Below are 24,145 nucleotides of genomic sequence, written 5' to 3'. Positions count from 1 at the left end.
GCGGGCGGAGGCCGGCCCGGGGGCGTGTCAGGCGCGGGCGGAGGCCGGCCCGGGGCGGGCGTGCCGGGGCGGGCGTGCCGGAGTCGGGGTGCCGGGGCGTGGCCGCCCTCACGCCGGTGCCCTGACTTTCGGCAGGGGTGGCGGCGTACGTCCGCTTGTAGCGTCTGAGTCGCGGAACGACAGTAAGGAATGGCGGGGTGCGGTGAGGAACGAATCGACGATCAGGGTGCTGCTCGCGGACGACGAGGCGATGATCCGCGCGGGGGTACGGGCCGTCCTGGCCGCCGGCCCTGGCATCGAGATCGTCGCCGAGGCGGCGGACGGCCGGGAGGCGGTGGAGGCCGCCCGCGCCCACCGGCCGGACGTCGCGCTGCTGGACATCAGGATGCCCAGGCTGGACGGGCTGTCCGCGTGCGAGGAGATCCGCCGCACGCTTCCGGACACCGCGGTCGCCGTGCTCACCACGTTCTCCGAGGACGCGTACATCGCCCGGGCGCTGGGCGGGGGCGCGACCGGCTTCCTGCTGAAGTCCGGGGATCCGCACGAACTCATCGCGGGGGTGCGGGCGGTGGCGGGCGGCGCGGCGTTCCTGTCGCCGAAGGTGGCCCGGCATGTGATCAGCGAACTCGGCGGCGAGCGCCTGACCCGCGGCGCCGCGGCCCGCGCCCGTACGGAGAGCCTGACCGCGCGGGAGCGCGAGGTGCTGGCCCTGGTCGGCGCGGGCCTGTCGAACGCGGAGATCGCGCGCCGGCTGCACCTGGTCGAGGGCACGGTCAAGGGATACGTCAGCGCGGTCCTGGACCGGCTTGAGGTCGGCAACCGCGTCCAGGCGGCGATCGTGGCGTACGAGGCGGGGCTGGTCGTCGAGACCGGGCACGACGGTTGAAAAGAGGTCAGATGGGACGATCGGCCGCCCCTGGTCCCGGCTGAAGCGAGGCGCGGGCGCGGCGCCTGCCGCCGGATCCGGTCAGATGATGAGAAAAGTAGGGCGTGGAGCGGCGGTTATTGGCGGGTCCCGCTTGCGATCTCTCGTAGAGTTTCCGCGTGGGATCTCTGCGCAATCCGATCGGGCCGCTTCCCTCCTCCATCTACTGGCGGCGGAGGGCCGTTGCGCTGGCGCTTCTCGTCCTCGTCGCCCTCCTCGTCATCTGGGCCTTCGGCTGGGGTGGTTCGGGCGGCGACGGCGGCAGAGACGAGGGCAAGGGGTCGGGTGGCGGCGGCGCCGCGAGCACCATCACCCCGGGGCCCACCTCCTCCACCCCCGTCAACAGCCAACGGCCGGGCGGGCGCGACGAGTCGGACGACGGCGGGACCGGCACCGGCGGCGCCGGTGACACCGACGGCGGCGGCAGCGGGAGCGGCGACACCGGCGGCGGTACGGACACCGGCGGCGCCGGGGACGGCGGCGGTGCGGGCGATTCCGGCGGCGGGACCGGCGCCGGCCTCGGCATCGGCGACGGTCAGAGCGTCCCGGCCGGGTCGACCCTGCCCGTCTGCACCCGCGGCGACGTCGAGTTGACGGTGCGCAGCGTCAAGGGCTCGCGGGTGAAGAACACGTACGAGCCGGGCGAGGAACCGACGTTCGAGATCGTCGTGAAGAACTCCTCGGACAACCCCTGCAAGGTCGACTTCGGCCGTGCGGCGGCCTCCCTGACCATCACCGACGCCGAGAACGACCATGTGTGGGCGTCCGACGACTGCCCGCAGGGCAGCAAGTCCGTGCTGGTCCAGGTGCCGGGCAACGGCCAGGCCAAGCGCACGGTGGAGTGGGACCGCAAGCGCAGCGCCGAGCACTGCGCGACGCCGTCGGGCAGCGCTTCGGCCAAGGCCGGTACGTACCTGGTCGAGGCGAAGCTGGACGGGCTGGGCACGGCACGGGTGTCGTTCGTGCTGGAGAAGGACTGACGCGCGCGGGCGCCCGGCGGAGCCCCCGCCGGGCGGAGGTCCCCGGGCGGGGGCCGGCTGGATGGAGCCCCGCTGGACGGAGGCCCGCTGGGCGGAGGCCCGCTGGGCGGGGGTCGGCTGGGCGGAGGTCCGCTGGACGGAGACCCGCTGGACGGAGGCCCGCTGGGCGGGGATTCGGCTGGGCGGAGGTCCGCTAGACGTACCGCTCCAGGATCGAGGACTCCGCCAGCCGCGACAGCCCCTCGCGCACCGACCGGGCCCGCGCCTCGCCCACGCCGTCCACCATCTGCAGGTCGTCCACGCTCGCCGCGAGCAGCTTCTGCAGCCCGCCGAAGTGCTCGACCAGCCGCTCGATGATGGCGCCCGGGAGCCGCGGCACCTTCGCCAGCAGACGGAAACCGCGCGGCGACACCGCGGAGTCCAGGGTCTCGGGCGAGCCGCTGTAGCCCAGAGCGCGGGCCACATTGGCCAGTTCGAGCAGCTCGGCGTGGGACAGCCGGTCCAGCTCGGCCAGCGCCTCGGGGACCGTACGGGTGCGCTTGGCCGTGGGCTCGGGCACGTAGTCGCGCGCCACCAGCTCGCGCTCCGGCTCCACACCGGCGATCAACTCGTCGAGCTGGAGCGACAGCAGACGGCCGTCGGTGCCCAGCTCCACCACGTACTCGGCGATCTCGGTGGCGATCCGGCGGACCATCTCGAGCCGCTGCGCGACCGCCGTCACGTCCCGGACGGTGACCAAGTCCTCGATCTCCAGGGCGGAGAGCGTGCCCGCGACCTCGTCGAGGCGGAGCTTGTAGCGCTCCAGCGTGGCCAGGGCCTGGTTGGCGCGGGAGAGGATCGCGGCCGAGTCCTCCAGGACGCGGCGCTGCCCGCCCACGTACAGGGCGATCAGCCGCATCGACTGGCTGACCGAGACCACCGGGAAGCCGGTCTGGATGGAGACGCGCTGCGCGGTGCGGTGGCGGGTGCCGGTCTCCTCGGTGGGGATCGCGGCGTCCGGGACGAGCTGCACGCCCGCCCGCACGATCTTGGTGATGTCCTTGTCGAGGATCAGCGCGCCGTCCAGCTTGCACAGCTCGCGCAGCCGGGTCGCGGTGAACTCGACGTCCAGGACGAAGCCGCCGGTACACAGCGACTCCACGGTCTTGTCCGTGCCCAGCACGATGAGGCCGCCGGTATTGCCCCGCAGAACGCGCTCCAGGCCGTCGCGCAGCGCCGTGCCCGGGGCGACGGCGCTGAGGGAGGCGCGCATCAGACCGTCGGCTTTGCCGGGAGCCGCTGCCCGGTCGCCTGCTGCCACTGCACTCCTCCGTCGCAAGGTCATTCGCTGCCGCGGGCCGCCCTGCTGTGCCGGTGCGCGGGCTACGTACGGGCGAGACCAGGGCAAAGTCTACCGGCGGCCAACACCCTCCCGCCGGGTCTCCCGGCGTACGCCCGTGGGCGGGAGCGGGCGCGCGGCGCCGGCGCCCGGGCTCACCAGGCCGGGCCTCAGGCGCCCGAGGCATCCTCCGGCGCTCGCTCGGCCCGCTTGCGCCGGGGCAGTACGCGCAGTGCGTCCCCTATGTCCGCCACCTCCTGCACCCGCATGCCGGACGGGATCTTCCCCGGGTCGCCGGGCACCAGGGCGTGGGTGAAGCCGAGCCGCGCCGCCTCGGCCAGCCGCCGCTGCACGCCCGTGACCCGCCTGACCTCTCCGGCCAGCCCCACCTCGCCGATCGCCACCAGGTTCTTCGGCAGCGGGGTGTCGCTCGCCGCGCTGGCCAGCGCGAGCGCCACGGCCAGGTCCGCCGCGGGCTCGGAGAGCTTCACCCCGCCGACCGTGGCGCTGTAGATGTCCCGCTTGCCGAGCGCGCTGATCCGGCCGCGCTGCTCCAGGACCGCGAGCATCATCGACACCCGGGAGGTCTCCAGGCCGGAGGTGGTGCGGCGGGGCGAGGGGATCTGGGAGTCGACGGTCAGCGCCTGCACCTCGGCCACCAGCGGCCGGCGGCCTTCGAGGGTGACGGTCAGGCAGGTGCCCGGCACCGGCTCGGCGCGGCGGGTCAGGAACAGCCCGGACGGGTCGGCGAGGCCGGTGATGCCCTCGTCGTGCAGCTCGAAGCAGCCGACCTCGTCCGTCGCCCCGTAGCGGTTCTTCACGCCGCGCACCAGGCGCAGCCGCGCATGGCGGTCGCCCTCGAAGTGCAGCACGACGTCCACCAGGTGCTCCAGGAGGCGGGGGCCGGCGATGGCGCCGTCCTTCGTCACATGGCCGACCAGCAGCGTGGACATGCCGCGCTCCTTGGAGGCCCGGATCAGGGCCCCCGCCACCTCCCGCACCTGGGCCATGCCGCCGGGAGCGCCGTCGATCTCCGGGGAGGCGACGGTCTGGACGGAGTCCAGGATCAGCAGCGACGGCTTGACCGAGTCGAGATGGCCGAGCACGGCCGACAGGTCGGTCTCGGCGGCCAGATACAGATGCTCGCTCAGCGCGCCGATGCGGTCGGCGCGCAGCCGCACCTGGCTCGCCGACTCCTCGCCCGTGATGTAGAGGGTCCGGTGGTCGGCGGTGGCGGCCTTGGCGGCGACGTCGAGCAGCAGCGTCGACTTGCCGACCCCCGGCTCCCCGGCCAGCAGCACCACGGCGCCGGGCACCAGGCCGCCGCCCAGGACGCGGTCGAGCTCGTCCACGCCCGTGCCGCGCGCGGTGGCCTGGCGGCCGTCCACCTGGCCGATGGGCAGCGCCGCCGAGGTGACCCGGCCGGGCGCGGTCGTCCGGACGGCGGGCGCGCCGAACTCCTCGACCGTGCCCCAGGCATGGCACTCCGGGCAGCGGCCGAGCCACTTGGCCGTGGTCCAGCCGCACTCCGTGCAGCGATAGGAGGGCCGGTCCTTGGCGGACGATCGGGAGGAGCTACGGGCAGCCATGCCGCAACGCTAGCGCCGGGCACCGACAACGGGCGTACGGGAGGCGGCGCAGGGGGAGCCGCCCAGCAGATCCGGGGCGGGAGCCGCGTAGCAGATCCGGGGCGCGACGGGAGGACACCTGTCCCCTTATGAGGGAGATGGTCACCCGTAAGGGTTAAAACAGCGCAAGTAGCGCGCTGGAGTCTGCATCATCCGCCTAACGTCGCCGGGTGATGAGCAGCAGGTCCGAGCACTCGACACACTCGCCCGGCGCGCCCGGCGCATCCGGTGCGTCCGGCGTACCCGGAACGTCCGGCGCGCCCGGGGCATCCGGCGCGCCCGGCGCGCCCGGTGCGTCGCGCCGCGCGCCGCGCGCCTCCGCCGCGCACCCCCAGCGTCCCCCCGTGCGCTACGAGCCCTATCTGGACGGCCTGTTCACCTACTGCCTGTCGGTCCTGTGCGACCACGACGCCGCGACCGCCGCGCTCGGCGAGGCGCTCGCCGTCGCCGAGCGGCAGCACGCGCGGGGGCGGGGCCGCGTGGCCGCCGAGGGCGATCTGTGCCGGCCCTGGCTCTACGCCCTCGCGCGCTGGGCCTGTCTGCGCAAGCTGGCCGAGCTGCGGGGCCTGAAAGGGCCAGGAGGCCCGGGGGACCGGGGCGACCCGGCGCACCCGGGGGAGCCCGGGGAGCCCGGGGCGCCGGGCGGGGTCGGCGGGCCCGGCCGGATCGCGGAGCGTACGGGGCGGCCCCGGCCCCCGGAGGTGCCGGCCCAGCGGCGCCACCGCGACCGGCCCGCCCCGCCCGGCCCCGCCTCGCCCACCGCCCGGACCGGCCCGGCCGCGCCCGGCCCCGCCTCGCCCACCGCCTCCCCCACCCCCTCGCCCACCGCCGCGCAGCGCCGTCGCGAGCTGGCCGCGCTGGCGTGGCCCGAGGCCGCCGGGACCACCCCCGAGCAGCGCGAGGCGCTCGAGCTGGCCGTACGCCATCGGCTCAGCCCCCGCGAGGTCGCCGCGGCGCTCGGCAAGGAGCGCGACGAGACCCGCGCCCTGCTCGCCAGCGCGGCCTGCGAGGTGGAGCGGACGCGCGCCGCGCTCGCCGTCGTCGAACTCGGCCACTGCCCCGTCGTCGCCCGGCTCGCGGGCGACACCCAGGTGCTGCTGTCCGCCGCGCTGCGCCGCGAACTCGTACGGCACGTGGACGACTGCCGCGAGTGCCGGGCCATGGCCGAGCGGGCCACGGCGGGCGGGCCCTGGCCCGGCACGGCGGCCGCCCCCGCGGCCCTGCCGGTGCTGGAGGCGCCGCGGGCCGCCGTGTACGCCGCGCTGGTGGGCGCCCAGGGCGTGCGCCCGGCGCGCGCCGCCTCCCGGCCCCGCTTCGACCGGCGTGGCTTTCCCCTGGCCCCCAAGGAGCAGGCCGCGCGCCGCAGCCGGATGCGCAGCCGCGCGCTCACCACGACGGTGGTCGCCTCGATCGTGGCCGCCCCGGTGCTCGCCCTGTGGGCCGCCTACCGGGGCACCCCGACAGCGGGCGACGACCACGACACGGACTCCGTGGCCGCCGCCAACGCGGACGGTACGGCGGAGCGCACCCCCGACCGGCCGAGCGGCGGCGGCCACGACGACTCGACGAGGCGCTCGTACGGCCAGGCGGGCAGCGCGCAGGACCGTTCCGGCCCGCGGCTGAAATCCGGCCGCGGGGACACCGCGGGCAAACGGCCGCCGGACGTGTCCGTCGAGGTCGTGGGCGAGGACGGGAAGGGAAGCGGCCAGGCGGAACGGTCCGGCACCGCGAAGGGCGGGCGGCCGGGGCCGTACGGCACTCCCGGGCCCGACCGCCGGCCGGGCACCGAGCCGGGCCCCGGCCGGGGCGAGCCGGGCCCCGGGCGGCTGACGGTCGAGGCGCAGCCCAGCGGCGAGGTCACGGTCATCACGCTCAAGGCCTCGGGCGGCGCCCCGGTGCACTGGACGGCCGCCGCCTCCGCGCCCTGGCTCCAGCTGAACCACACCGCCGGGGTGCTGCGGCCCGGCGAGACCACCACGATCACCGTCTCCGTGGACCGGGACCGCGAGCCGCCGGGGCGCTGGAGCGCGCGGGTCAAGGTGGATCCGGCGGGGGCCGTGGTGGTGATCGAGGGGCGCGGCGCGGAGCCCGAGCCCACACCCGAGCCCTCGGACCCGCCCGGCGAGCCCCCGTCGAACACAGGCGACACCTCCCCGGAGCCCCCCGACACCCCTTGAGACCGAAGCCCCTCCGGTACCCCGTAAGGCCGCAGCCCTCCGGCGCCCAGGCGAAGGCTCAGTCCGTCGGGTCGGCCGGGTGCGGGGCCACGAGGGGCAGGGCGGACGCCAGCCGCTGCTCGCAGAGCTCGGCCAGCCGGTCGTAGCCCTCCTTGCCCATGAGCTCCGTCAGCTCCGCCCGGTACGACAGATACACCGGCTCCCCGCCGCCGTGCGCGGAGGTCGCCGAGGTGCACCACCAGTGCAGGTCGTGGCCGCCCGGGCCCCAGCCGCGCCGGTCGTACTCGGCGATGGTGATCTGCAGCACACGCGTCTCGTCGGGCCGGTCGATCCAGGCGTACGACCTGCGGATCGGCAGCTGCCAGCAGACGTCCGGCTTGGTCTCCAGCGGCTCGCGGCCCTCCTTGAGCGCCAGGATGTGCAGCGCGCAGCCCGCGCCGCCCTTGAAGCCCGGGCGGTTCTGGAAGATGCACGAGCCCTCGTAGCGGCGGGTCTGGCGTTCGTCGTCCTCGTCGCCGGTCTGGGTCCAGCCCGTCGCGTGGCCCACGTCGTGGAACTGCCACAGGTCCGGGGTGAGCCGGGCCACGTGGCGGCCGACGCGCTCCTCGTCGTCCTCGTCCGAGAAGTGCGCGCCCAGCGTGCAGCAGCCGTCGCTCGCGCGGCCCGCCTGGATGCCGTGGCAGCCCTGGCCGAAGACGCAGGTCCAGCGGGAGGTCAGCCAGGTCAGGTCGCAGCGGAAGACCTGCTCGTCGTCGGCGGGGTCGGGGAATTCGACCCAGGCGCGGGCGAAGTCCAGGCCGACCTCGTCGTCGGACAGATCGGCCTCGTCCTCGGACAGACCAGACAGGTCAGTCAGGTCGGACAGGTGGGACAGGTTGGCCGGATCGGACGGGTCGGCCGGCGCGTCCGCGCCCTCCGCCCCCTCCGGGAGGTCCGGGGCGAACGCGATGACCAGGTCCTCCAGCTCGTCAGAGGCCGCCCCGGCCTCGGCGCCCCGCCCGGCCTCGGGACCCCGCTTCCGAATTTTGTCCTGCTTCGCCTTTTTCGTCTTTGCCACGGGCCCAAGGGTATGCCCATGGGCAACCGGCTCAGGGCCGGGACCCGTACCTGACCAGGGGATGCGCGCAGTAGCGTGCTGGCCATGAGACTCGGTGTCCTGGACGTGGGTTCGAATACGGTCCATCTGCTCGTGGTGGACGCGCACCCGGGCGCACGCCCGCTGCCCGCCCACTCCCACAAGGCGGAACTGCGCCTGGCGGAACTGCTCGACGACGGCGGGGCCATCGGCTCCGGCGGCATAGACCGCCTGGTCGCGGTGGTCAAGGACGCGCTGCAGGCCGCCGAGGACAAGGGCGTCGAGGACGTGCTGCCCTTCGCCACCTCCGCCGTCCGGGAGGCGGCCAACGCCGACGAGGTGCTGGCCCGCGTTGAGGAGGAGACCGAGGTGCGGCTGCGGGTCCTGACCGGGGAGGACGAGGCACGGCTCACCTTCCTCGCGGCCCGCCGCTGGTTCGGCTGGTCGGCCGGGAAGCTGCTGGTCCTGGACATCGGCGGCGGCTCGCTCGAGATCGCGTACGGGCTCGACGAGGAGCCCGACGCGGCCGTCTCCCTGCCGCTGGGCGCGGGCCGGCTGACCGCCGGCTGGCTGCCCGGCGACCCGCCCGACCCGGACGCCGTCCGGGCCCTGCGGCGGCACGTACGGGCGGAGATCGCCCGGGTCGTCGGCGACTTCAGCCGCCATGGCGCACCGGACCACGTGGTCGGCACCTCCAAGACCTTCAAACAGCTGGCCAGGATCGCGGGCGCGGCGCGCTCCGCCGAGGGCCTGTACGTCCCGCGCCGGCTGACCCGCCAGGCGCTGGAGCAGTGGGTGCCGAAGCTGGCCGCCATGCCCGTCGACAAGCGCGAGGAGCTGCCGGGCGTCTCCGAGGGGCGGGCGCCGCAGCTGCTGGCGGGGGCGCTGGTGGCGGAGGCCGCGATGGATCTGTTCCAGGTGGACGAGCTGGAGATCTGCCCGTGGGCGCTGCGCGAGGGCGTCATCCTGCGCCGTCTGGACCATCTGCCGACGGGGTGACACCCGCCGGGCCCGCCCCCCGCCCGGTCCCGGCACCGGCCTGACCGGCGGCGGTTTAGCCGTACGGAGGAGCGCCGTACCCTGTCCCTCGTGACAGAGCCAGTGGTGCGCATCCCGGATGCGAAGGTCGCGCTGTCCACGGCCTCGGTCTATCCGGAGTCGACGGCGACGGCCTTCGAGATCGCCGCACGCCTGGGCTACGACGGTGTCGAGATCATGGTGTGGACCGATCCGGTCAGCCAGGACATCGAGTCGCTGCGCCGGCTTTCCGACTATCACGGGGTGCCGATTCTCGCCGTCCACGCGCCATGCCTGCTGATCACTCAGCGGGTGTGGTCGACCGACCCGTGGGTGAAGCTGCAGCGTGCGAAGGCGGCCGCCGAGAAGCTCGGCGCCTCCACCGTCGTGGTCCACCCGCCCTTCAGATGGCAGCGCGCGTACGCCCGCGAGTTCGTGCGCGGAATCTGGCGCATGGCGGGCGAGACGGACGTGCGGTTCGCTGTCGAGAACATGTACCCATGGCGCTACCGCGACCGGGAGATGCTGGCGTACGCGCCCGACTGGGACGTCACCCACGACGACTACCGCCACTTCACGATCGACCTCTCGCACACGGCGACCGCCCGTACGGACGCGCTGGGCATGGTGGACCGGATGGGCGACCGGCTGGCCCATATCCACCTCGCCGACGGGATGGGCTCCAACAAGGACGAGCACCTGGTGCCGGGGCGGGGCGCCCAGCCGTGCGCCGAGCTGCTGGAGCGGCTGGCCGCGACCGGCTTCGACGGGCATGTGGTCGTCGAGGTCAACACCCGGCGGGCGATGTCCACGGCCGAGCGGGAGGCCGATCTGGCGGAGGCGCTGGCCTTCACCCGACTCCACCTCGCCTCGCCGAACACGGCCGTCTCCCCGGACCCGGCCGCCGCCTCCGGCTCGGCCCTCTCCCCGGACCCGGCCGCCTCGCCCCCGTCGCGGTCTTCGTCGAGGTCCTCGTCGCGGTCTTCGTCGAGGCGCTCCTCGAAGTCCTCGTCGCGCGGGGCGGTGCCCGGCTCGTGACCCCGGCCCTGCCCTCGGAATCCCCCGCTCCGCGACGGCGCGGCCGGCCGCCCCGCACCGAGGGCGCCGCCGACGCCCCCGGGGCCCGCGACCGGATCCTGGCCGCGGCGCGCAACGAGTTCGCCGAGCGCGGCTACGACAAGACCTCGATCCGCGGCATCGCGAAGGCGGCCGGCGTGGACCCCGCCCTGGTCCACCACTACTTCGGCACCAAGGACCAGGTCTTCGGGGCGGCCGTCGAGCTGATCCTGGCGCCCGCCATGGGCGCTCCGGACGCCGTGCACGGCAGCCGGGAGGGGGCGGGCGAACGGATGGCCCGCTTCATCTTCGGCGTCTGGGAGAACCCCGTCACCCGCCTCCCGCTGCTGGCCGTGATGCGCTCGGCGCTGACGAACGAGGCCGCGGCGGCGGTCCTGCGCGGCCTGATCGAGCGCCGGCTGCTGCTGCGGATGGCGGAAGAGCTGGACGTGCCCGACCCGGAGTTCCGGGCGCAGCTGGCGGCCGGGCACATCATCGGGATCGCGATGCTGCGGTATGTGATCGGGATGGAGCCGATGGCCTCCGCGTCGGTGGACGACATCGTCGCCGTGGTGGGGCCCACGCTCCAGCGCTATCTGACGGACGACACCATCTGACCGCCGCCATCTGACCGCCGCCGTCCGACCCCGCCGAGGGCCCGGCTGGGTCAAGCGCGAGGCCCAGCGCCTGCGAGGGCCCGAGCGCCCCGGCGGGGCTGCCCGAGGGGTGAGCCGCGCGTCTTGGGATTCGGACGGTGCGTCCGTATCCCGGATGGGAGGCGTACGCTCAGAAGACTCAAGAACCCGGACCACCGGGACGACCCGGAGAACGAGGGAGTGGAGCACCGTGCCCGAGCTGAGGTCCCGCACCGTCACCCATGGCCGCAACATGGCGGGCGCCCGAGCCCTTATGCAGGCCTCCGGCGTAGCGCGTGAGGACTTCGGCAAGCCGATCATCGCGGTGGCGAACAGCTTCACGGAGTTCGTGCCGGGCCACACCCACCTCCAGCCGGTCGGCCGGATCGTCAGCGAGGCGATCCACGCCGCGGGCGCCATCCCGCGCGAGTTCAATACGATCGCCGTGGACGACGGCATCGCCATGGGCCACGGCGGAATGCTCTACTCCCTGCCCTCCCGCGACCTGATCGCCGACTCGGTCGAGTACATGGTCGAGGCGCACTGCGCGGACGCGCTGATCTGCATCTCCAACTGCGACAAGATCACGCCCGGGATGCTGATGGCCGCGATGCGGCTGAACATCCCCACCGTCTTCGTCTCCGGCGGCCCCATGGAGTCGGGCCGGGCCACCCTGGTCGACGGCACCGTCCGCAAGCTCGACCTGATCACCGCGATCTCCGAGGCCGCCAACGACAGCGTCTCGGACGAGGACATCGCCCGCATCGAGGACAACGCCTGTCCGACCTGCGGCTCCTGTTCCGGCATGTTCACCGCGAACTCGATGAACTGCCTGACCGAGGCGATCGGCCTGTCCCTCCCCGGCAACGGCTCGGTGCTGGCCACCCACACCGCCCGTAAGGCGCTGTACGAGACCGCCGGCCGCACCGTCGTGGAGATCACCAAGCGCTACTACGAGCAGGGCGACGAGACCGTCCTCCCGCGCGCCGTCGGCTCCCGCGCCGCCTTCGAGAACGCCATGGCCCTCGACATCGCCATGGGCGGCTCGACCAACACGATCCTGCACCTGCTCGCCGCCGCCCAGGAGGCCGGGCTGGACTTCGACATGAAGGACATCGACGCGCTCTCCCGCCGTCTGCCCTGCCTGGCGAAGGTCGCCCCGAACGTCGCCCCCGGCGGCGTCTACTACATGGAGGACATCCACCGGGCCGGGGGCATCCCCGCGATCCTGGGCGAGCTCTACCGGGGCGGGCTGCTCAACGAGGACGTGCACACCGTGCACTCGTCCTCGCTCGCCGACTGGCTCAAGCAGTGGGACATCCGCGGCGGCTCGCCCTCCGCCGAGGCCGTGGAGCTCTTCCACGCCGCCCCCGGCTGTGTGCGCTCCGCCTCCGCCTTCTCCCAGTCCGAGCGCTGGGACACCCTCGACACCGACGCCGAGAACGGCTGCATCCGCGACATCGAGCACGCCTACTCCAAGGAAGGCGGCCTGTCCGTCCTGTACGGCAACCTCGCCGAGGACGGCTGCGTCGTGAAGACCGCGGGCGTCGACGAGTCCATCTGGACCTTCGAGGGCCCGGCCGTGGTCTGCGAGTCCCAGGAAGAGGCCGTCGAGAAGATCCTCGGCAAGCAGGTCAAGGAGGGCGACGTCGTCGTCATCCGCTACGAGGGCCCCAAGGGCGGCCCCGGCATGCAGGAGATGCTCTACCCCACCTCCTTCCTCAAGGGCCGGGGCCTGGGCAAGGCCTGCGCCCTGATCACCGACGGCCGCTTCTCCGGCGGCACCTCCGGCCTGTCCATCGGCCACGCCTCGCCCGAGGCGGCGTCCGGCGGCACCATCGCCCTGGTCGAGGACGGCGACCGGATCCGCATCGACATCCCCGCCCGCACGCTCCAGCTGCTGGTCAGCGACGAGGAGCTGGCGGCCCGCCGCGCGGCCCTCGGCGGCGTGTACGCGCCGAAGAACCGCGACCGCAAGGTGTCCGCCGCGCTGCGGGCGTACGCGGCGATGGCGACCAGCGCGGACAAGGGCGCGGTGCGGGACGTCAGCAAGCTCGGCTAGCACGGCCGGCCCGGGCCCTCCGGGCCCGGCACCGTCGGTGGCCCAGGGACGACACTCCCTGGGCCCGAGCCCCCCGGAGCCACTGTCCGGGGGGCTTTGCCACTGCCCGGGGGTGCCACTGCCCGGGGGGTGCCACTGTGCGGGCTTCGCCCTTGTCCGCAAGGCTTTGTCACTGAGCGCGGGGCTTCGCCACGCCGCGCTCACCAGCGGGCCGGGTCCCGCCCCGCCACCGCGAAGACCGAGCCGTCCGGCGCCGAGCCGAACACCTTGCCGTCCGCCGCCACCGGCGCGGGCACCGCGTCCAGGAAGCTCTTCCCGGCCTTGCCCGTACGCGGTGGGGTCTGCCCCAGCAACTCGCCCCCCACCGCGTCCACGGCGAGCAGCCGACCGTCCGCAGCCGAGAAGTACAGCCGGTCGCCCGCCGCCACCAGCGGCGACGCGTTGCTCACCGAGGTCTCCAGCCGCCACCGCTGCGCCGGGTCCCCATCTGTACGGTCCTTCTGAGCCGTACGGCGCGGGTCGACCGCGACCAGACCCCCGTCCGAGCACAGCAGATAGACCATGCCGCCGCGCACCACCGCGCTGGTCGCGAACACCGGCGTGGCCAGCGTGACGCGGCGCTCGGCGCGGCGCCCCGGGTCGTACCGGACGACGGTGGCGGTGCGGGTCTGCGCGTCGGTGCCGGTGAGAAAGAGAGCCCCCTCGGAATCGGTGGGGGTGGAGTCGGTGTCGGCGGAGTCGGCGGGGGAGGAGTCGGCGGGGACGGAGTCGGTGCCGGCGGGGGTGAGGGTGCCGCTGAAGGAACGCTGCCAGCGCGTCGTGCCGCGGGCCGTGTCGACCGCCGTGACCAGGGTGCGCGAACCGTCCCCCGTCGTGCTGAGCGCATAGGCGGTGCGCCCGTCGCCGTACGAGACGAACGCCGGGACGGTGTGCCCGGGGAAGGCATGGCGCCAGAGCCGCTCGTTCGTGGCCCCGTCCACCGCCGTGACCGTGCCGTCCGCCGCGACCAGCAGCACCGTGTCGCCCGAGGGGTAGACGCGGCCCTGGTACGAGGCCACGTCGCGGCTCCACCGGGGCCGCCCCGTCTTCGGGTCGAGCGCCCGCAGCCGCGCCCCGTCCGGCGACACCACCTGGACCAGACCGCCGGAGAGCGCCGGGGCGGTCGGCGTGCCGTCGTGCGGGCGGCCCGCCGCGGCCGGGCGCGACCACACCACCTCGCCGTCCGCCGGATCCAGGCGTGCGGCCTCGACGCCCCGCCCCGCGCAGTACAGCGCGCCGCCCCCGTACGAGCAGGACGCCGCCGGCACGCCCTGGCCCGCCGCGGCGGAGCCGTCGGCGGACAGCCTGCCCGCCCACGGCCGCCAGGCCGCCGCCCGCGCCGAGCCCGCCGGCTCCCCGCCCGCCGCGCGCCGCCCGTCGTCGCCCCGCTGCAGCGCCCAGACCGTGCCCGCGCCGAGCATCACCGCGGCCAGCACCCCGGCCGTGACCCACCGCCGCGCCGTCCGGCGCCGCCGCCCCGCCCCGCCGTCGTGCTCCTCACCGCCCGGCCGGACCCCGGCCGCGTCCTGCCCCGCCGAGACCCGCGTATCAGCGTCCCGGCCGTCGTACTGAGTGCTGTGCTGAGCGCCGTCGGCGTGGTCACCGGCGGCCAGGGGCTCGACGCCGACCGGGTCGCCGGGTTCGGGAAGGTCAGCGAGTTCGGGGAGGCAGGCGGGATCGGCGGGATCGGCCGGGTGGGGCGTGACGTCTCCCAGGGCCTCGCCGCCGTCCTCGTCGTCGCCCCACAACGGCCCCGTACCGCGCCCCCGCTGGGCGGGCACGCGCGGGAGCGGGCCGCGCAGGGCGGGCGGATGCGGGCCGGCGATCGCGCGCAGGACCGTCATCAGGGCGTCCGGCGTGGGACGTTGGGCGGGATCCTTGGCCAGGCAGCGCTGCACGAGCGGCAGCAGCACGCTCGGCACGCCCCCCAGATCCGCCTCGTCATGGACGACTTGATACGCCACGATGTACGGGCTCTCGGACTCGAACGGCCCGCGCCCGGTCGCCGCGTGGACCAGCAGCGACCCCAGCGCGAACACATCGGCCGCGGGCCCCACATGGCGCGGCCGCTGGAACTGCTCGGGCGCCATGAACGGCGGGGTGCCGATCAGCTTCCCCGTCTCCGTGCGCAGTTCGCTGTCCGACGGCCGCGAGATCCCGAAGTCGATGACCTTCGGCCCGTCCCCGGCGAGCAGCACATTGCTCGGCTTCAGATCGCGGTGCACCACCCCCGCGCGGTGGATGTCGCGCAGCGCCTCCGCGAGTCCGGCGGCCAGCCGCACCAGGTCCCCGGACTCCAGCGGGCCGTTCCGCTTGACGTGCTCGGCGAGGGTGGGGCCGGGGATGTAAAGGGTGGCCATCCACGGGCGTTCACCGTCCGGGTCGGCGTCCACGACGGGCGCGGTGAAGGCGCCGCTGACCCGCCGGGCGGCGGCCACCTCCTGCCGGAACCGCGCCCGGAACTCGGTGTCTTCGGCATACTCCGCGTGGACGACCTTCACCGCGAGACGCCGCCCCGAGGCCGAGCGCGCCAGGTGTACGACGCCCATCCCCCCGGAGCCGAGGCGCGCCTCCAACCGGTAGGAACCGGCGTACTCCGGATCCTCCGCTTCCGGGCCTGTCCCGGCTCTGCGCACCGGCGGCATTCCCCCACCCCCGTGAATTCGGCCGCAGTCGCGGCTCGGCGAGCCTAGTCGATGACACGTGCGAGCCCTGTTAGCCTCCGCTGGGTCGTGTCACGTAAGACGACATGTGCACAAGATGTGCACAACATCGGAATGAAGGTCGACGGGGGAGGGCCGATGGCCATGGAAGAGACCGTGGAGACGAGCGCCGCGACGGCAACCGCCGAGGCGGAAGCCGGCGCCACGGAAGCCGGCGCGACGGAAACCACGCAGCTGGAAACCGCCGAGGCGGGGACGATCACTTACCCGATCGCTCCCGGCTACCGGGTGAACGTCCGCAGCGGTCCCAGCACCACCAGCAAGCTGATCAAGGTGTTGCCGTACGACACCCGCGTCCCGATCCGCTGCCAGCGGCGCGGGCAGAAGATCTCGGGCCCGTACGGCACGACCGACATCTGGGACAGCATCGCGCCGGGGCAGTACGTCTCCGACGCGTATGTGAAGACCGGCAGCGACGGGTTCATCACCGTCGTCTGCGCCGGCTGACCGGGCGCCGCTCAACCACGCCCGGGCGCGGCGGGCTCGACGGGAGGCCCCACCGAGGCCGTCCGGGAGGGCTTCGCGGAGAGCTTCGCGGACGCCGAACCGCCCGCGGGCTCCGTCGGCTCGGCGGAGTCCGGGGGCGGCTCGGCGGAGTTCGCGGGCTTCGAGGGCTCCGCGTCCGGGTGGCGCGGGTCGGCCGAGAAGAGCGTCCCGTCGCTCGCCAGCGCCACGATCGCCCCGCCCAGCCGCAGCACCTGCGACGACTCGGGGCCGCCGCCCGAGCCGCTGTGCTCGCTCCGCGGCGCGGACTGCCACAGCTCCGCGCCCGTCCGCAGGTCCAGCGCCAGCAGCCGCCCGCTGGCGCTGCACAGGTACACCGTGTTCTCCGCGGCGGAGACGACCGGCTTGCCCAGCCGCTCCACCGTCGTCTGCCGGCTCCACAGTTGCCTGCCGCTGTCCACGTCCACCGCGGTGACCTTGCCGCTCTCCTGGATGAAGAAGAGCCGGCCGCCGGTCAGCGTGGCCGTGCCCACCGCGCTCTTCGGGAGGGTGACCCGCCGCTTGTCCCCGGTGCGGATGTCCAGCCGGAGGACGCTGGGGTGCGGACCGGTGTCGGCGCCGTCCGTCGCCGGGAGGATCAGCAGGTCGTCGCCGTCGAGCCCCAGACCGTCCTCGGTGTCCTTCAGCCGGGCCAGCTTGGTGGGGGAGCCGTCGCGCTTGTCCAGCCGCACCAAGGTGGACCACAGGGTGTCGTCCTCGGTGTCGCCCTGGGTGTCGTCCCAGCACACGCCGTACGGCACGTTCCCGTACACCGTCGCCGTGCACAGCTGCCCCTTGGGCACCCGGTACGACCACCGCTGCTCGCCGGTGTCCGCGTCCCGGGCGACCAGGGACCGGTCGTCGGCGGAGCTGGAGAGGACCATGTCGTCGAAGAGGGCCGTGTCGATGGTGGTGCTGGTCGGTCGCGCCCACTTCTTGTGGCCGGAGTCCGCGTCGAGGACAACCAGCCGGGAGACCGTGTCCGACGGGCTGTCGTGGACGAAGACCAGCCCGCCGCGCACCCCGGCCGGTGCGGAACCGGTCGCGGAGGTCTCGGAGTCGACCAGCGCGCGGGTACTCCAGTCGACGTGCCCCGTCAGCGCGTCCACGCGGACGGTCGGGAAGCCGCTGCCGCCGCAGTAGAGCTTGGTGTCCTGCCGTACGCAGAGCGGGGTGACATCGCCGCCGAAGTCCACGTAGTCGTCGTACTCGCCCGAGGGGGACGCGGGCCCGGCGGCCTTGGGCAGCGACACCTGCCACGGCCGCCAGCCGGAGGGCAGGGCGAGCATCCGCGCGGCGTCGGCCGGCCGGCCGCTGGTACGGACCCCGCCGCCGCCGTCGTCATCGGGCGCGTACAGCGCGAAGGCGCCGCCGCCCAGGGCCAGCGCCGCGACGGCGATCACGGCGGCGAGCACGGGGCGCCGCCGCCGGACCCCGCTCCAGGCCGTCCAGTTGCCCTGGCCCATCCCTGCCGCCCCGGCCCCGTCCCGGTCCCCCTCCTGCCCTGGCCCCTGCTCCTTGCTCTTGCTCTTGCCGCTGCCCTTGCCCGGGCCGTCGGCCGCCTCGCCGCCTGACCCGCCGGCGGAACCACGGCGGCCGGCGGAACCACGGCCGACGGTGCGGACCTCGCCCTTGGCCGGCAACCCGTCCAGCAGCCGCACCAGCTCCGCGATACCGGGCCGGTCGTCCGGCGCCTTGGCCAGGCAGCGCTCCACGATGCCGCGCAGCGGCTGGGCGACCTCGCTCAGCTCGGGCGGCTCGTGCACCACCTGATACGCCGTCAGATACGGGCTTTCGCCGTCGAACGGCCCCTTGCCGGTCGTCGCGTACACCAGCAGCGTGCCCAGCGAGAAGACATCCGAGGCCCCGGTCACCTCACGGGGCCTGCTCAACTGCTCGGGCGACATGAAGGGAGGCGTGCCCATGACCCGCCCGGTCACCGTCAGCGCCTGGTTGTCGGCCGCCCGGGAGATCCCGAAGTCGATGACGCGCGGGCCGTCGTCCGCCATCAGCACATTGGCCGGCTTGAGATCGCGGTGGACCACCCCCACCCGGTGGATGTCGTGCAGCGCCTCGGCCAGGCCCAGTGCCAACCGCCGCAGCTCCGCCGCGTTCAGCGGGCCGCGTTCGGTCAGCCGCTCGGAGAGCGTCGGCCCCGGCACGTACAGGGTCGCCATCCAGGGGCGTTCGGCGTCCGGGTCGGCGTCCAGGACGGGCGCGGTGAACGCGCCGCTCACCCGCCGCGCCGCCGCGACCTCCTGTCGGAAGCGGGTCCGGAACTCCTCGTCCTCGGCGAACTGCGCGTGCACCACCTTGACCGCGACCTGCCGCCCCGACGCCGAGCGCGCCAGATAGACGACGCCCATGCCGCCGGAACCGAGCCGGCCCAGCAGCCGGTAGTCGCCCATGGTCTCCGGATCACCGGCGCTCAGCGGCACCGCCACCCCTCCCCAAGTGCCCGTCGGCGCGTGCGTCCACGCCATACGTTGAAGCTGCCTCAGCCTAAACGGCGGCCCGTGGGCGCGGCAGACCGATCCCGGGCGCCGCGCCGTCACGCGGGTCGCCCCGGGCGCTCGTGCGCCGTGGCGTCGAACGTCTCCTGGGGGAGGGAACGTTGATACGTCCGCGAGCGAGCCGCCTGGGGCCCGCTCGCGTCAGTCCGGCCCGGTGGTGACCCGGATCGGATCCGGGTCACCACGGGCCGGGGGTACGGCTCCGCGCGACTAGGCCAGGGCGCGCTCCTCGGCGCCGGTGTCCTTGACGGCGATGCCGTCGGCGTCGGCATCGGGGTCGGAGTCCACGTCGCCGCCGGCCGCGCCGGAGCCCGCGTCGGCGTCCCGGCTGACCACCGCGTTGTGCCGCTCCGCCCAGGTGGCCAGCGCCATCTCGCACGCGTGGTCCACATGGCGCAGCCCGCTCAGGTCCAGCCGCACCTCCCGCTCACGGGGCAGCGCCTCCAACTCGTCCAGCAGCTTGGGCAGCCGCAGGAACGTCGCGTTGCCCAGCACCCGGACCCGTACGGGCCGGTCCTCCGGAGCGTCCTCAAAACCGGCCACCTCGACGTGCACATGCGAGGTCTCCCAGGCCGACTTGGCGACCGCCATCAGCAGACCGATGATCACGCCCTCGAACATGTTGGTGATCACGATCGCGCTCGCGGTCACCACCAGCACCACCGCCTCGCCACGGTGCGCACGCCACAGCGGGACCAGGTCCTTGGTCGGGATCAGCTTCCAGCCCGCGTGCACCAGCACACCCGCCAGCGCCGCCACCGGGATGACGCCGAGCGCCGCGGGGAACAGCACCGCGAACACCAGCAGCCACACACCGTGCAGCACCCGCGACACCTTGGTCCTGGCGCCCGCCCGCACATTGGCGGAACTCCGCACGATCACCGCGGTCATCGGCAGCGCGCCCAGCACACCGCACACCGCGTTGCCCGCGCCCTGCGCGATGAGCTCCTTGTCGTAGTCGGTCCGCGGGCCGTCGTGCAGCCGGTCGACGGCGGCCGCGGAGAACAGGCTCTCGGCCGAGGCGATCAGCGTGAAGGCCAGCACGGTCCCGAGCACGCCGATCTCCGCGAGCTGCGCGAACTCGCCGCCCCCGGGCGGCTGCACGGCATCCAGCAGGCCCTGCACCTCGACCCGTGCGACCGGCAGGTCCATCCCCACCGTGGCCAGAGTGGCCAGCGCGACCGCCGCCAGCGGGGCGGGCAGCACCTGCGCCCCCCGCTTCCACAGCGGCCACAGCACCAGCACCGCGATCGTGCCCGCGCCCACGGCCACCGCCTTGAGCGCGGCGCTCGACCCGGCCACATCGGCGACGAGCCCCGGCAGCCCGCCCAGCTTGCCCAGGCCGCTGCTCGGCGCCTTGGCGTCGGCGAGCGCGTACAGCTGTCCGGCGATCAGTACCAGGCCGATGCCCGCGAGCATGCCCTGGACCACCGCCACGGAGATCGCCCGGAACCAGCGCCCCAGGCGCAGCACGCCCATCGCCAGCTGCAACAGCCCGGATATCAGGACCAGGACGCCGAGCGCCGCGAGGCCGTATTCCTCCACGGCCTCGTACACGAGCACGGTCAGCCCCGCCGCCGGCCCGCTGACCTGCAGACTGCTGCCCGGCATCAGACCGGTGACCAGGCCGCCGACGATGCCGGTGATCAGGCCGAGCTCGGCCGGGACGCCCGAGGCGACCGCCACGCCCACGCACAGGGGCACGGCGACGAGGAAGACGACGAGGGAAGCGGTGAAGTCGGCGCGGAAGGTGCCGGCGCCGCCGGGAGAGCCGTCGGCTCCACCCGCCCCGCGGAAACGGTCGGGAAGGATCTTTCGCAATGGCATGAGGGTTGCCTCCAGTGCGCCCCGGCACCGGCACATGGGCAGGCGCGGGCGCGGCGTAGCGCTGCGTCAGTGGGATCGATGGAATCGGTCGCTAGCTGATGAGTTCGCTTGCTGATGAGCTGAGAGAGGGCACAGTCGACCGCCGTACGGCGCGCTGGCCGCAGAGCGGTATGCCTCTCAGCAGCGGAAGATCTGGAGGGAGACCGGCAGTTCGCCGGATCTCGACACGGGGACGGCCTGCCGTCCCGTGAGAGGTGCGACGGCCGTGGTACGCGGCTCCAGCCGGTCGGCGTCGCAACCGCACACACATCCGGGTTTGCCCGTCGGGGTGGGTGCGGTGACCGGGGCGCGGTTGCCGCGGAGCCCCTGGCAGTCGTCGGCCCCGCGGTCGCGGTGTGCGGACTCGGTGACCTTGACGACCGGACGGGACTCGGCCACGGTTGCCGTGGCCACCATCTCGGGGTGGGTGACCTGCGCATATGCGCAGTCGGCGGCGAGGAAGAGGGCCAGCAGTACGGATACCGCGGCGAGCAGCACACGGCCGGCCTGCCCGATGGTCCTCACCATCGCCCCCCCTCTGATCACGAGTTGGACACCGAACTCCATTATGTCCAAAGGAATGTGACCGTTTGCAAGTCGCTATGTAACCGAACTGTGAACACGGAGTCATCTAACGGGAGGGATCCGCTCCGATTGCCCCGGCGGGCGCCCGCGCGGACCCGCCCCCACCACACGCCGGCCCCCCCCGTACCGCCACCCGGACACTCACCACACCTACCCCGCCCCCGGTGCGAGGATGGCTCCGTACGTCCAACCGTTTTCACACAGCTCGGCACGAACAGTGCACATCGCGAGGTGAGCCGCACCATGTCGGAGAAGGTCGCCGTGCTCGGCACGGGAAAGATCGGTGAAGCCCTGCTCAGCGGGATGATCCGCAGTGGCTGGGCCCCGTCCGACCTGCTGGTCACGGCCCGCCGCGCGGAGCGCGCCGAAGAGCTGCGGGCCCGCTACGGCGTCGAGGCCGTCTCCAACGCGGAGGCCGCCAAGATCGCCGACACCCTCATCCTCACCGTCAAGCCCCAGGACATGGCCGCCCTGCTCGACGAGCTGGCCCCGCATGTGCCCGCCGACCGGTTGGTGATCTCCGGCGCGGCCGGCATCCCGACCGCCTTCTTCGAGTCGCGCCTGGCCGCCCGCACCCCCGTCGTCCGGGTCATGACCAACACCCCCGCCCTGGTCGACGAGGCCATGTCGGTCATCTCGGCCGGCAGCCACGCCACCGAGGAGCACCTGGCCCATGCGGAGGCGATCTTCGGCGGCGTCGGCAAGACCCTGCGCGTCCCCGAGAGCCAGCAGGACGCCGCGACCGCGCTCTCCGGCTCCGGCCCCGCGTACTTCTACTTCCTCGTCGAGGCGATGACCGACGCGGGCATCCTGCTCGGCCTGCCCCGCGACAAGGCCCACGACCTGATCGTCCAGGCGGCGATCGGCGCGGCCGTGATGCTCCGCGACAGCGGCGAGCACCCGGTCAAGCTGCGCGAGGCGGTGACCTCGCCCGCCGGCACCACCATCAGCGCCATCCGCGAACTGGAGAGCCACGGCGTGCGCGCCGCCCTGATCGCCGCCCTCGAGGCGGCCCGCGACCGCAGCCGAGAACTCGCCTCCGGCAACGGCTGACCACGCCCGCGCCCGCGCCGGCCGCCCCCTCGACCACGGCGCCGGCGCGGCGTGTGCGGGCGCGCTTGATGGCTCCCGAAGCGTCGTGTACAGTTCTTCGGGTTGTCACGGAGCCGTAGTGCTTCACCGACAGCTACTCACGCCGCACCGGCGGCAAACCACTACTGCACGGCCCCTCATCGGGATGGATTTCGGCGTGCCCGGAATTCGGCCCGGGAGACTCGATTATGAGCCTCCGGGGAAATCCGCTAACGTAGTGACCACGCCGGAAGGCGCGAAAAACCCCGCTCCAACAGGGGGCCGGAAACGGAATTCGGACCGGGAACGGACCGGAAAACGGATCTGGTAAGGTTGGAAACACCGAAGGGAAGCGCCCGGAGAAACCGGTGAAACGGTTTCGAAGGAAGCGTCCGTTCCTTGAGAACTCAACAGTGTGCCAAAAGTCAACGCCAGATATGTTGATACCCCGTACGATCGGCCGGTCTGATTCGGATCGTCTGGTCGGACGAGGTTCCTTTGAAGAAACACACACAGCGAGGACGCTGTGAGCGGGCTGGATTATTCCTCCGGCCTGCTCCGCTCTCGTGGTGTTGCCGGGACAGCCCGGAAGCATTCACGGAGAGTTTGATCCTGGCTCAGGACGAACGCTGGCGGCGTGCTTAACACATGCAAGTCGAACGATGAAGCCGCTTCGGTGGTGGATTAGTGGCGAACGGGTGAGTAACACGTGGGCAATCTGCCCTGCACTCTGGGACAAGCCCTGGAAACGGGGTCTAATACCGGATATTACCTGGTGAGGCATCTTACCGGGTGGAAAGCTCCGGCGGTGCAGGATGAGCCCGCGGCCTATCAGCTTGTTGGTGGGGTGATGGCCTACCAAGGCGACGACGGGTAGCCGGCCTGAGAGGGCGACCGGCCACACTGGGACTGAGACACGGCCCAGACTCCTACGGGAGGCAGCAGTGGGGAATATTGCACAATGGGCGAAAGCCTGATGCAGCGACGCCGCGTGAGGGATGACGGCCTTCGGGTTGTAAACCTCTTTCAGCAGGGAAGAAGCGCAAGTGACGGTACCTGCAGAAGAAGCGCCGGCTAACTACGTGCCAGCAGCCGCGGTAATACGTAGGGCGCAAGCGTTGTCCGGAATTATTGGGCGTAAAGAGCTCGTAGGCGGCTTGTCACGTCGGATGTGAAAGCCCGGGGCTTAACCCCGGGTCTGCATTCGATACGGGCAGGCTAGAGTTCGGTAGGGGAGATCGGAATTCCTGGTGTAGCGGTGAAATGCGCAGATATCAGGAGGAACACCGGTGGCGAAGGCGGATCTCTGGGCCGATACTGACGCTGAGGAGCGAAAGCGTGGGGAGCGAACAGGATTAGATACCCTGGTAGTCCACGCCGTAAACGTTGGGAACTAGGTGTGGGCGACATTCCACGTTGTCCGTGCCGCAGCTAACGCATTAAGTTCCCCGCCTGGGGAGTACGGCCGCAAGGCTAAAACTCAAAGGAATTGACGGGGGCCCGCACAAGCGGCGGAGCATGTGGCTTAATTCGACGCAACGCGAAGAACCTTACCAAGGCTTGACATACATCGGAAACATCCAGAGATGGGTGCCCCCTTGTGGTCGGTGTACAGGTGGTGCATGGCTGTCGTCAGCTCGTGTCGTGAGATGTTGGGTTAAGTCCCGCAACGAGCGCAACCCTTGTCCTGTGTTGCCAGCATGCCCTTCGGGGTGATGGGGACTCACAGGAGACTGCCGGGGTCAACTCGGAGGAAGGTGGGGACGACGTCAAGTCATCATGCCCCTTATGTCTTGGGCTGCACACGTGCTACAATGGCCGGTACAATGAGCTGCGATACCGCGAGGTGGAGCGAATCTCAAAAAGCCGGTCTCAGTTCGGATTGGGGTCTGCAACTCGACCCCATGAAGTCGGAGTCGCTAGTAATCGCAGATCAGCATTGCTGCGGTGAATACGTTCCCGGGCCTTGTACACACCGCCCGTCACGTCACG

The 24,145-nt window shown here is 73.0% G+C and carries 16 protein-coding genes and 1 rRNA gene; 10 read left to right on the top strand and 7 right to left on the bottom strand.

All coding sequences use genetic code 11. The features are described from left to right. Positions 1-202: 202 nt before the first annotated feature. Both BBH68_RS11325 and BBH68_RS11320 read left to right on the top strand, forming a co-directional pair. Positions 203-886, top strand: coding sequence for a response regulator transcription factor (locus BBH68_RS11325; protein WP_076970969.1), 684 nt, complete (start codon positions 203-205; stop codon positions 884-886). Positions 887-1,044: 158 nt separating this feature from the next. Further along, entirely contained in the window at positions 1,045-1,905 is an 861-nt protein-coding gene (locus BBH68_RS11320) for a hypothetical protein (protein ID WP_065961313.1), read from the top strand. 193 nt (positions 1,906-2,098) lie between these two features. Here the strand turns inward: BBH68_RS11320 and disA are convergent, their stop codons facing one another. Both disA and radA read right to left on the bottom strand, forming a co-directional pair. Then, entirely contained in the window at positions 2,099-3,157 is a 1,059-nt protein-coding gene (gene disA, locus BBH68_RS11315) for a DNA integrity scanning diadenylate cyclase DisA (RefSeq protein ID WP_065961312.1), read from the bottom strand. 236 nt (positions 3,158-3,393) lie between these two features. After that, positions 3,394-4,812 (bottom strand): DNA repair protein RadA, encoded by a 1,419-nt coding sequence (gene radA, locus BBH68_RS11310; RefSeq protein WP_065961310.1) that lies wholly within the window; start codon positions 4,810-4,812, stop codon positions 3,394-3,396. A gap of 383 nt (positions 4,813-5,195) precedes the next feature. On the opposite strand from radA, the gene BBH68_RS11305 reads away from it, so the two are divergent. Then, positions 5,196-7,028 carry a BACON domain-containing protein gene (locus BBH68_RS11305; RefSeq protein WP_065961308.1) on the top strand — a complete coding sequence of 611 codons (1,833 nt, stop codon included), beginning with the start codon at positions 5,196-5,198 and terminating at the stop codon, positions 7,026-7,028. Between the two features lie 58 nt (positions 7,029-7,086). Here the strand turns inward: BBH68_RS11305 and BBH68_RS11300 are convergent, their stop codons facing one another. Further along, the gene (locus BBH68_RS11300; protein WP_065961319.1) at positions 7,087-7,884 is read right to left on the bottom strand and encodes a DUF3109 family protein; all 798 of its coding nucleotides are present in this window, start codon (positions 7,882-7,884) and stop codon (positions 7,087-7,089) included. A 285-nt stretch (positions 7,885-8,169) separates the two neighbouring features. Between BBH68_RS11300 and BBH68_RS11295 the strand changes: the two genes are divergently transcribed. The 4 genes from BBH68_RS11295 to ilvD all read left to right on the top strand — a co-directional run bounded on the left by BBH68_RS11295 (position 8,170) and on the right by ilvD (position 12,873). Next, a complete protein-coding gene (locus tag BBH68_RS11295; RefSeq protein ID WP_065961317.1) occupies positions 8,170-9,102 on the top strand; it encodes a Ppx/GppA family phosphatase in 933 nt (310 codons plus the stop codon). 90 nt (positions 9,103-9,192) lie between these two features. After that, positions 9,193-10,158, top strand: a complete 966-nt coding sequence (locus BBH68_RS11290; RefSeq protein WP_245738005.1) for a sugar phosphate isomerase/epimerase family protein — start codon at positions 9,193-9,195, stop codon at positions 10,156-10,158. Further along, positions 10,155-10,793: a TetR/AcrR family transcriptional regulator gene (locus tag BBH68_RS11285; RefSeq protein WP_065961304.1), complete on the top strand. Its 639-nt coding sequence runs from the start codon at positions 10,155-10,157 to the stop codon at positions 10,791-10,793. The genes BBH68_RS11290 and BBH68_RS11285 overlap by 4 nt, the downstream gene beginning before the upstream one ends. 229 nt (positions 10,794-11,022) lie before the next feature. Beyond that, the gene (gene ilvD, locus BBH68_RS11280; protein WP_065961303.1) at positions 11,023-12,873 is read left to right on the top strand and encodes a dihydroxy-acid dehydratase; all 1,851 of its coding nucleotides are present in this window, start codon (positions 11,023-11,025) and stop codon (positions 12,871-12,873) included. 200 nt (positions 12,874-13,073) lie between these two features. Here ilvD and BBH68_RS11275 read toward each other — a convergent pair whose 3' ends face one another. Beyond that, a complete protein-coding gene (locus BBH68_RS11275; RefSeq protein WP_065961301.1) occupies positions 13,074-15,557 on the bottom strand; it encodes a protein kinase domain-containing protein in 2,484 nt (827 codons plus the stop codon). 156 nt (positions 15,558-15,713) lie between these two features. Between BBH68_RS11275 and BBH68_RS11270 the strand changes: the two genes are divergently transcribed. Beyond that, complete coding sequence (locus BBH68_RS11270; RefSeq protein WP_065961299.1) at positions 15,714-16,082, top strand: SH3 domain-containing protein; 369 nt, start codon at positions 15,714-15,716, stop codon at positions 16,080-16,082. Between the two features lie 11 nt (positions 16,083-16,093). Here the strand turns inward: BBH68_RS11270 and BBH68_RS39175 are convergent, their stop codons facing one another. The 3 genes from BBH68_RS39175 to BBH68_RS11255 all read right to left on the bottom strand — a co-directional run bounded on the left by BBH68_RS39175 (position 16,094) and on the right by BBH68_RS11255 (position 21,025). After that, on the bottom strand, positions 16,094-18,601 hold the full coding sequence (locus tag BBH68_RS39175; protein WP_245738004.1) for a protein kinase domain-containing protein: 2,508 nt from the start codon (positions 18,599-18,601) through the stop codon (positions 16,094-16,096). Positions 18,602-18,841: 240 nt separating this feature from the next. Next, entirely contained in the window at positions 18,842-20,458 is a 1,617-nt protein-coding gene (locus tag BBH68_RS11260; RefSeq protein ID WP_245738003.1) for a SulP family inorganic anion transporter, read from the bottom strand. Between the two features lie 177 nt (positions 20,459-20,635). After that, a complete protein-coding gene (locus tag BBH68_RS11255) occupies positions 20,636-21,025 on the bottom strand; it encodes a hypothetical protein (protein ID WP_245738002.1) in 390 nt (129 codons plus the stop codon). A 300-nt stretch (positions 21,026-21,325) separates the two neighbouring features. Here BBH68_RS11255 and proC point away from each other — a divergent pair, with 300 nt between their 5' ends. Continuing rightward, complete coding sequence (proC, locus tag BBH68_RS11250; RefSeq protein ID WP_065961295.1) at positions 21,326-22,135, top strand: pyrroline-5-carboxylate reductase; 810 nt, start codon at positions 21,326-21,328, stop codon at positions 22,133-22,135. Positions 22,136-22,747: 612 nt separating this feature from the next. After that, positions 22,748-24,145, top strand: a 16S ribosomal RNA gene (locus BBH68_RS11245); the annotation flags it as partial.

The sequence above is a fragment of the Streptomyces sparsogenes genome (assembly GCF_001704635.1).
Classification (GTDB): Bacteria; Actinomycetota; Actinomycetes; order Streptomycetales; family Streptomycetaceae; genus Streptomyces; species Streptomyces sparsogenes.
The sequence above is the reverse complement of the archived record's forward strand: the minus strand, read 5'-3'. Positions and strand labels throughout refer to the sequence as shown.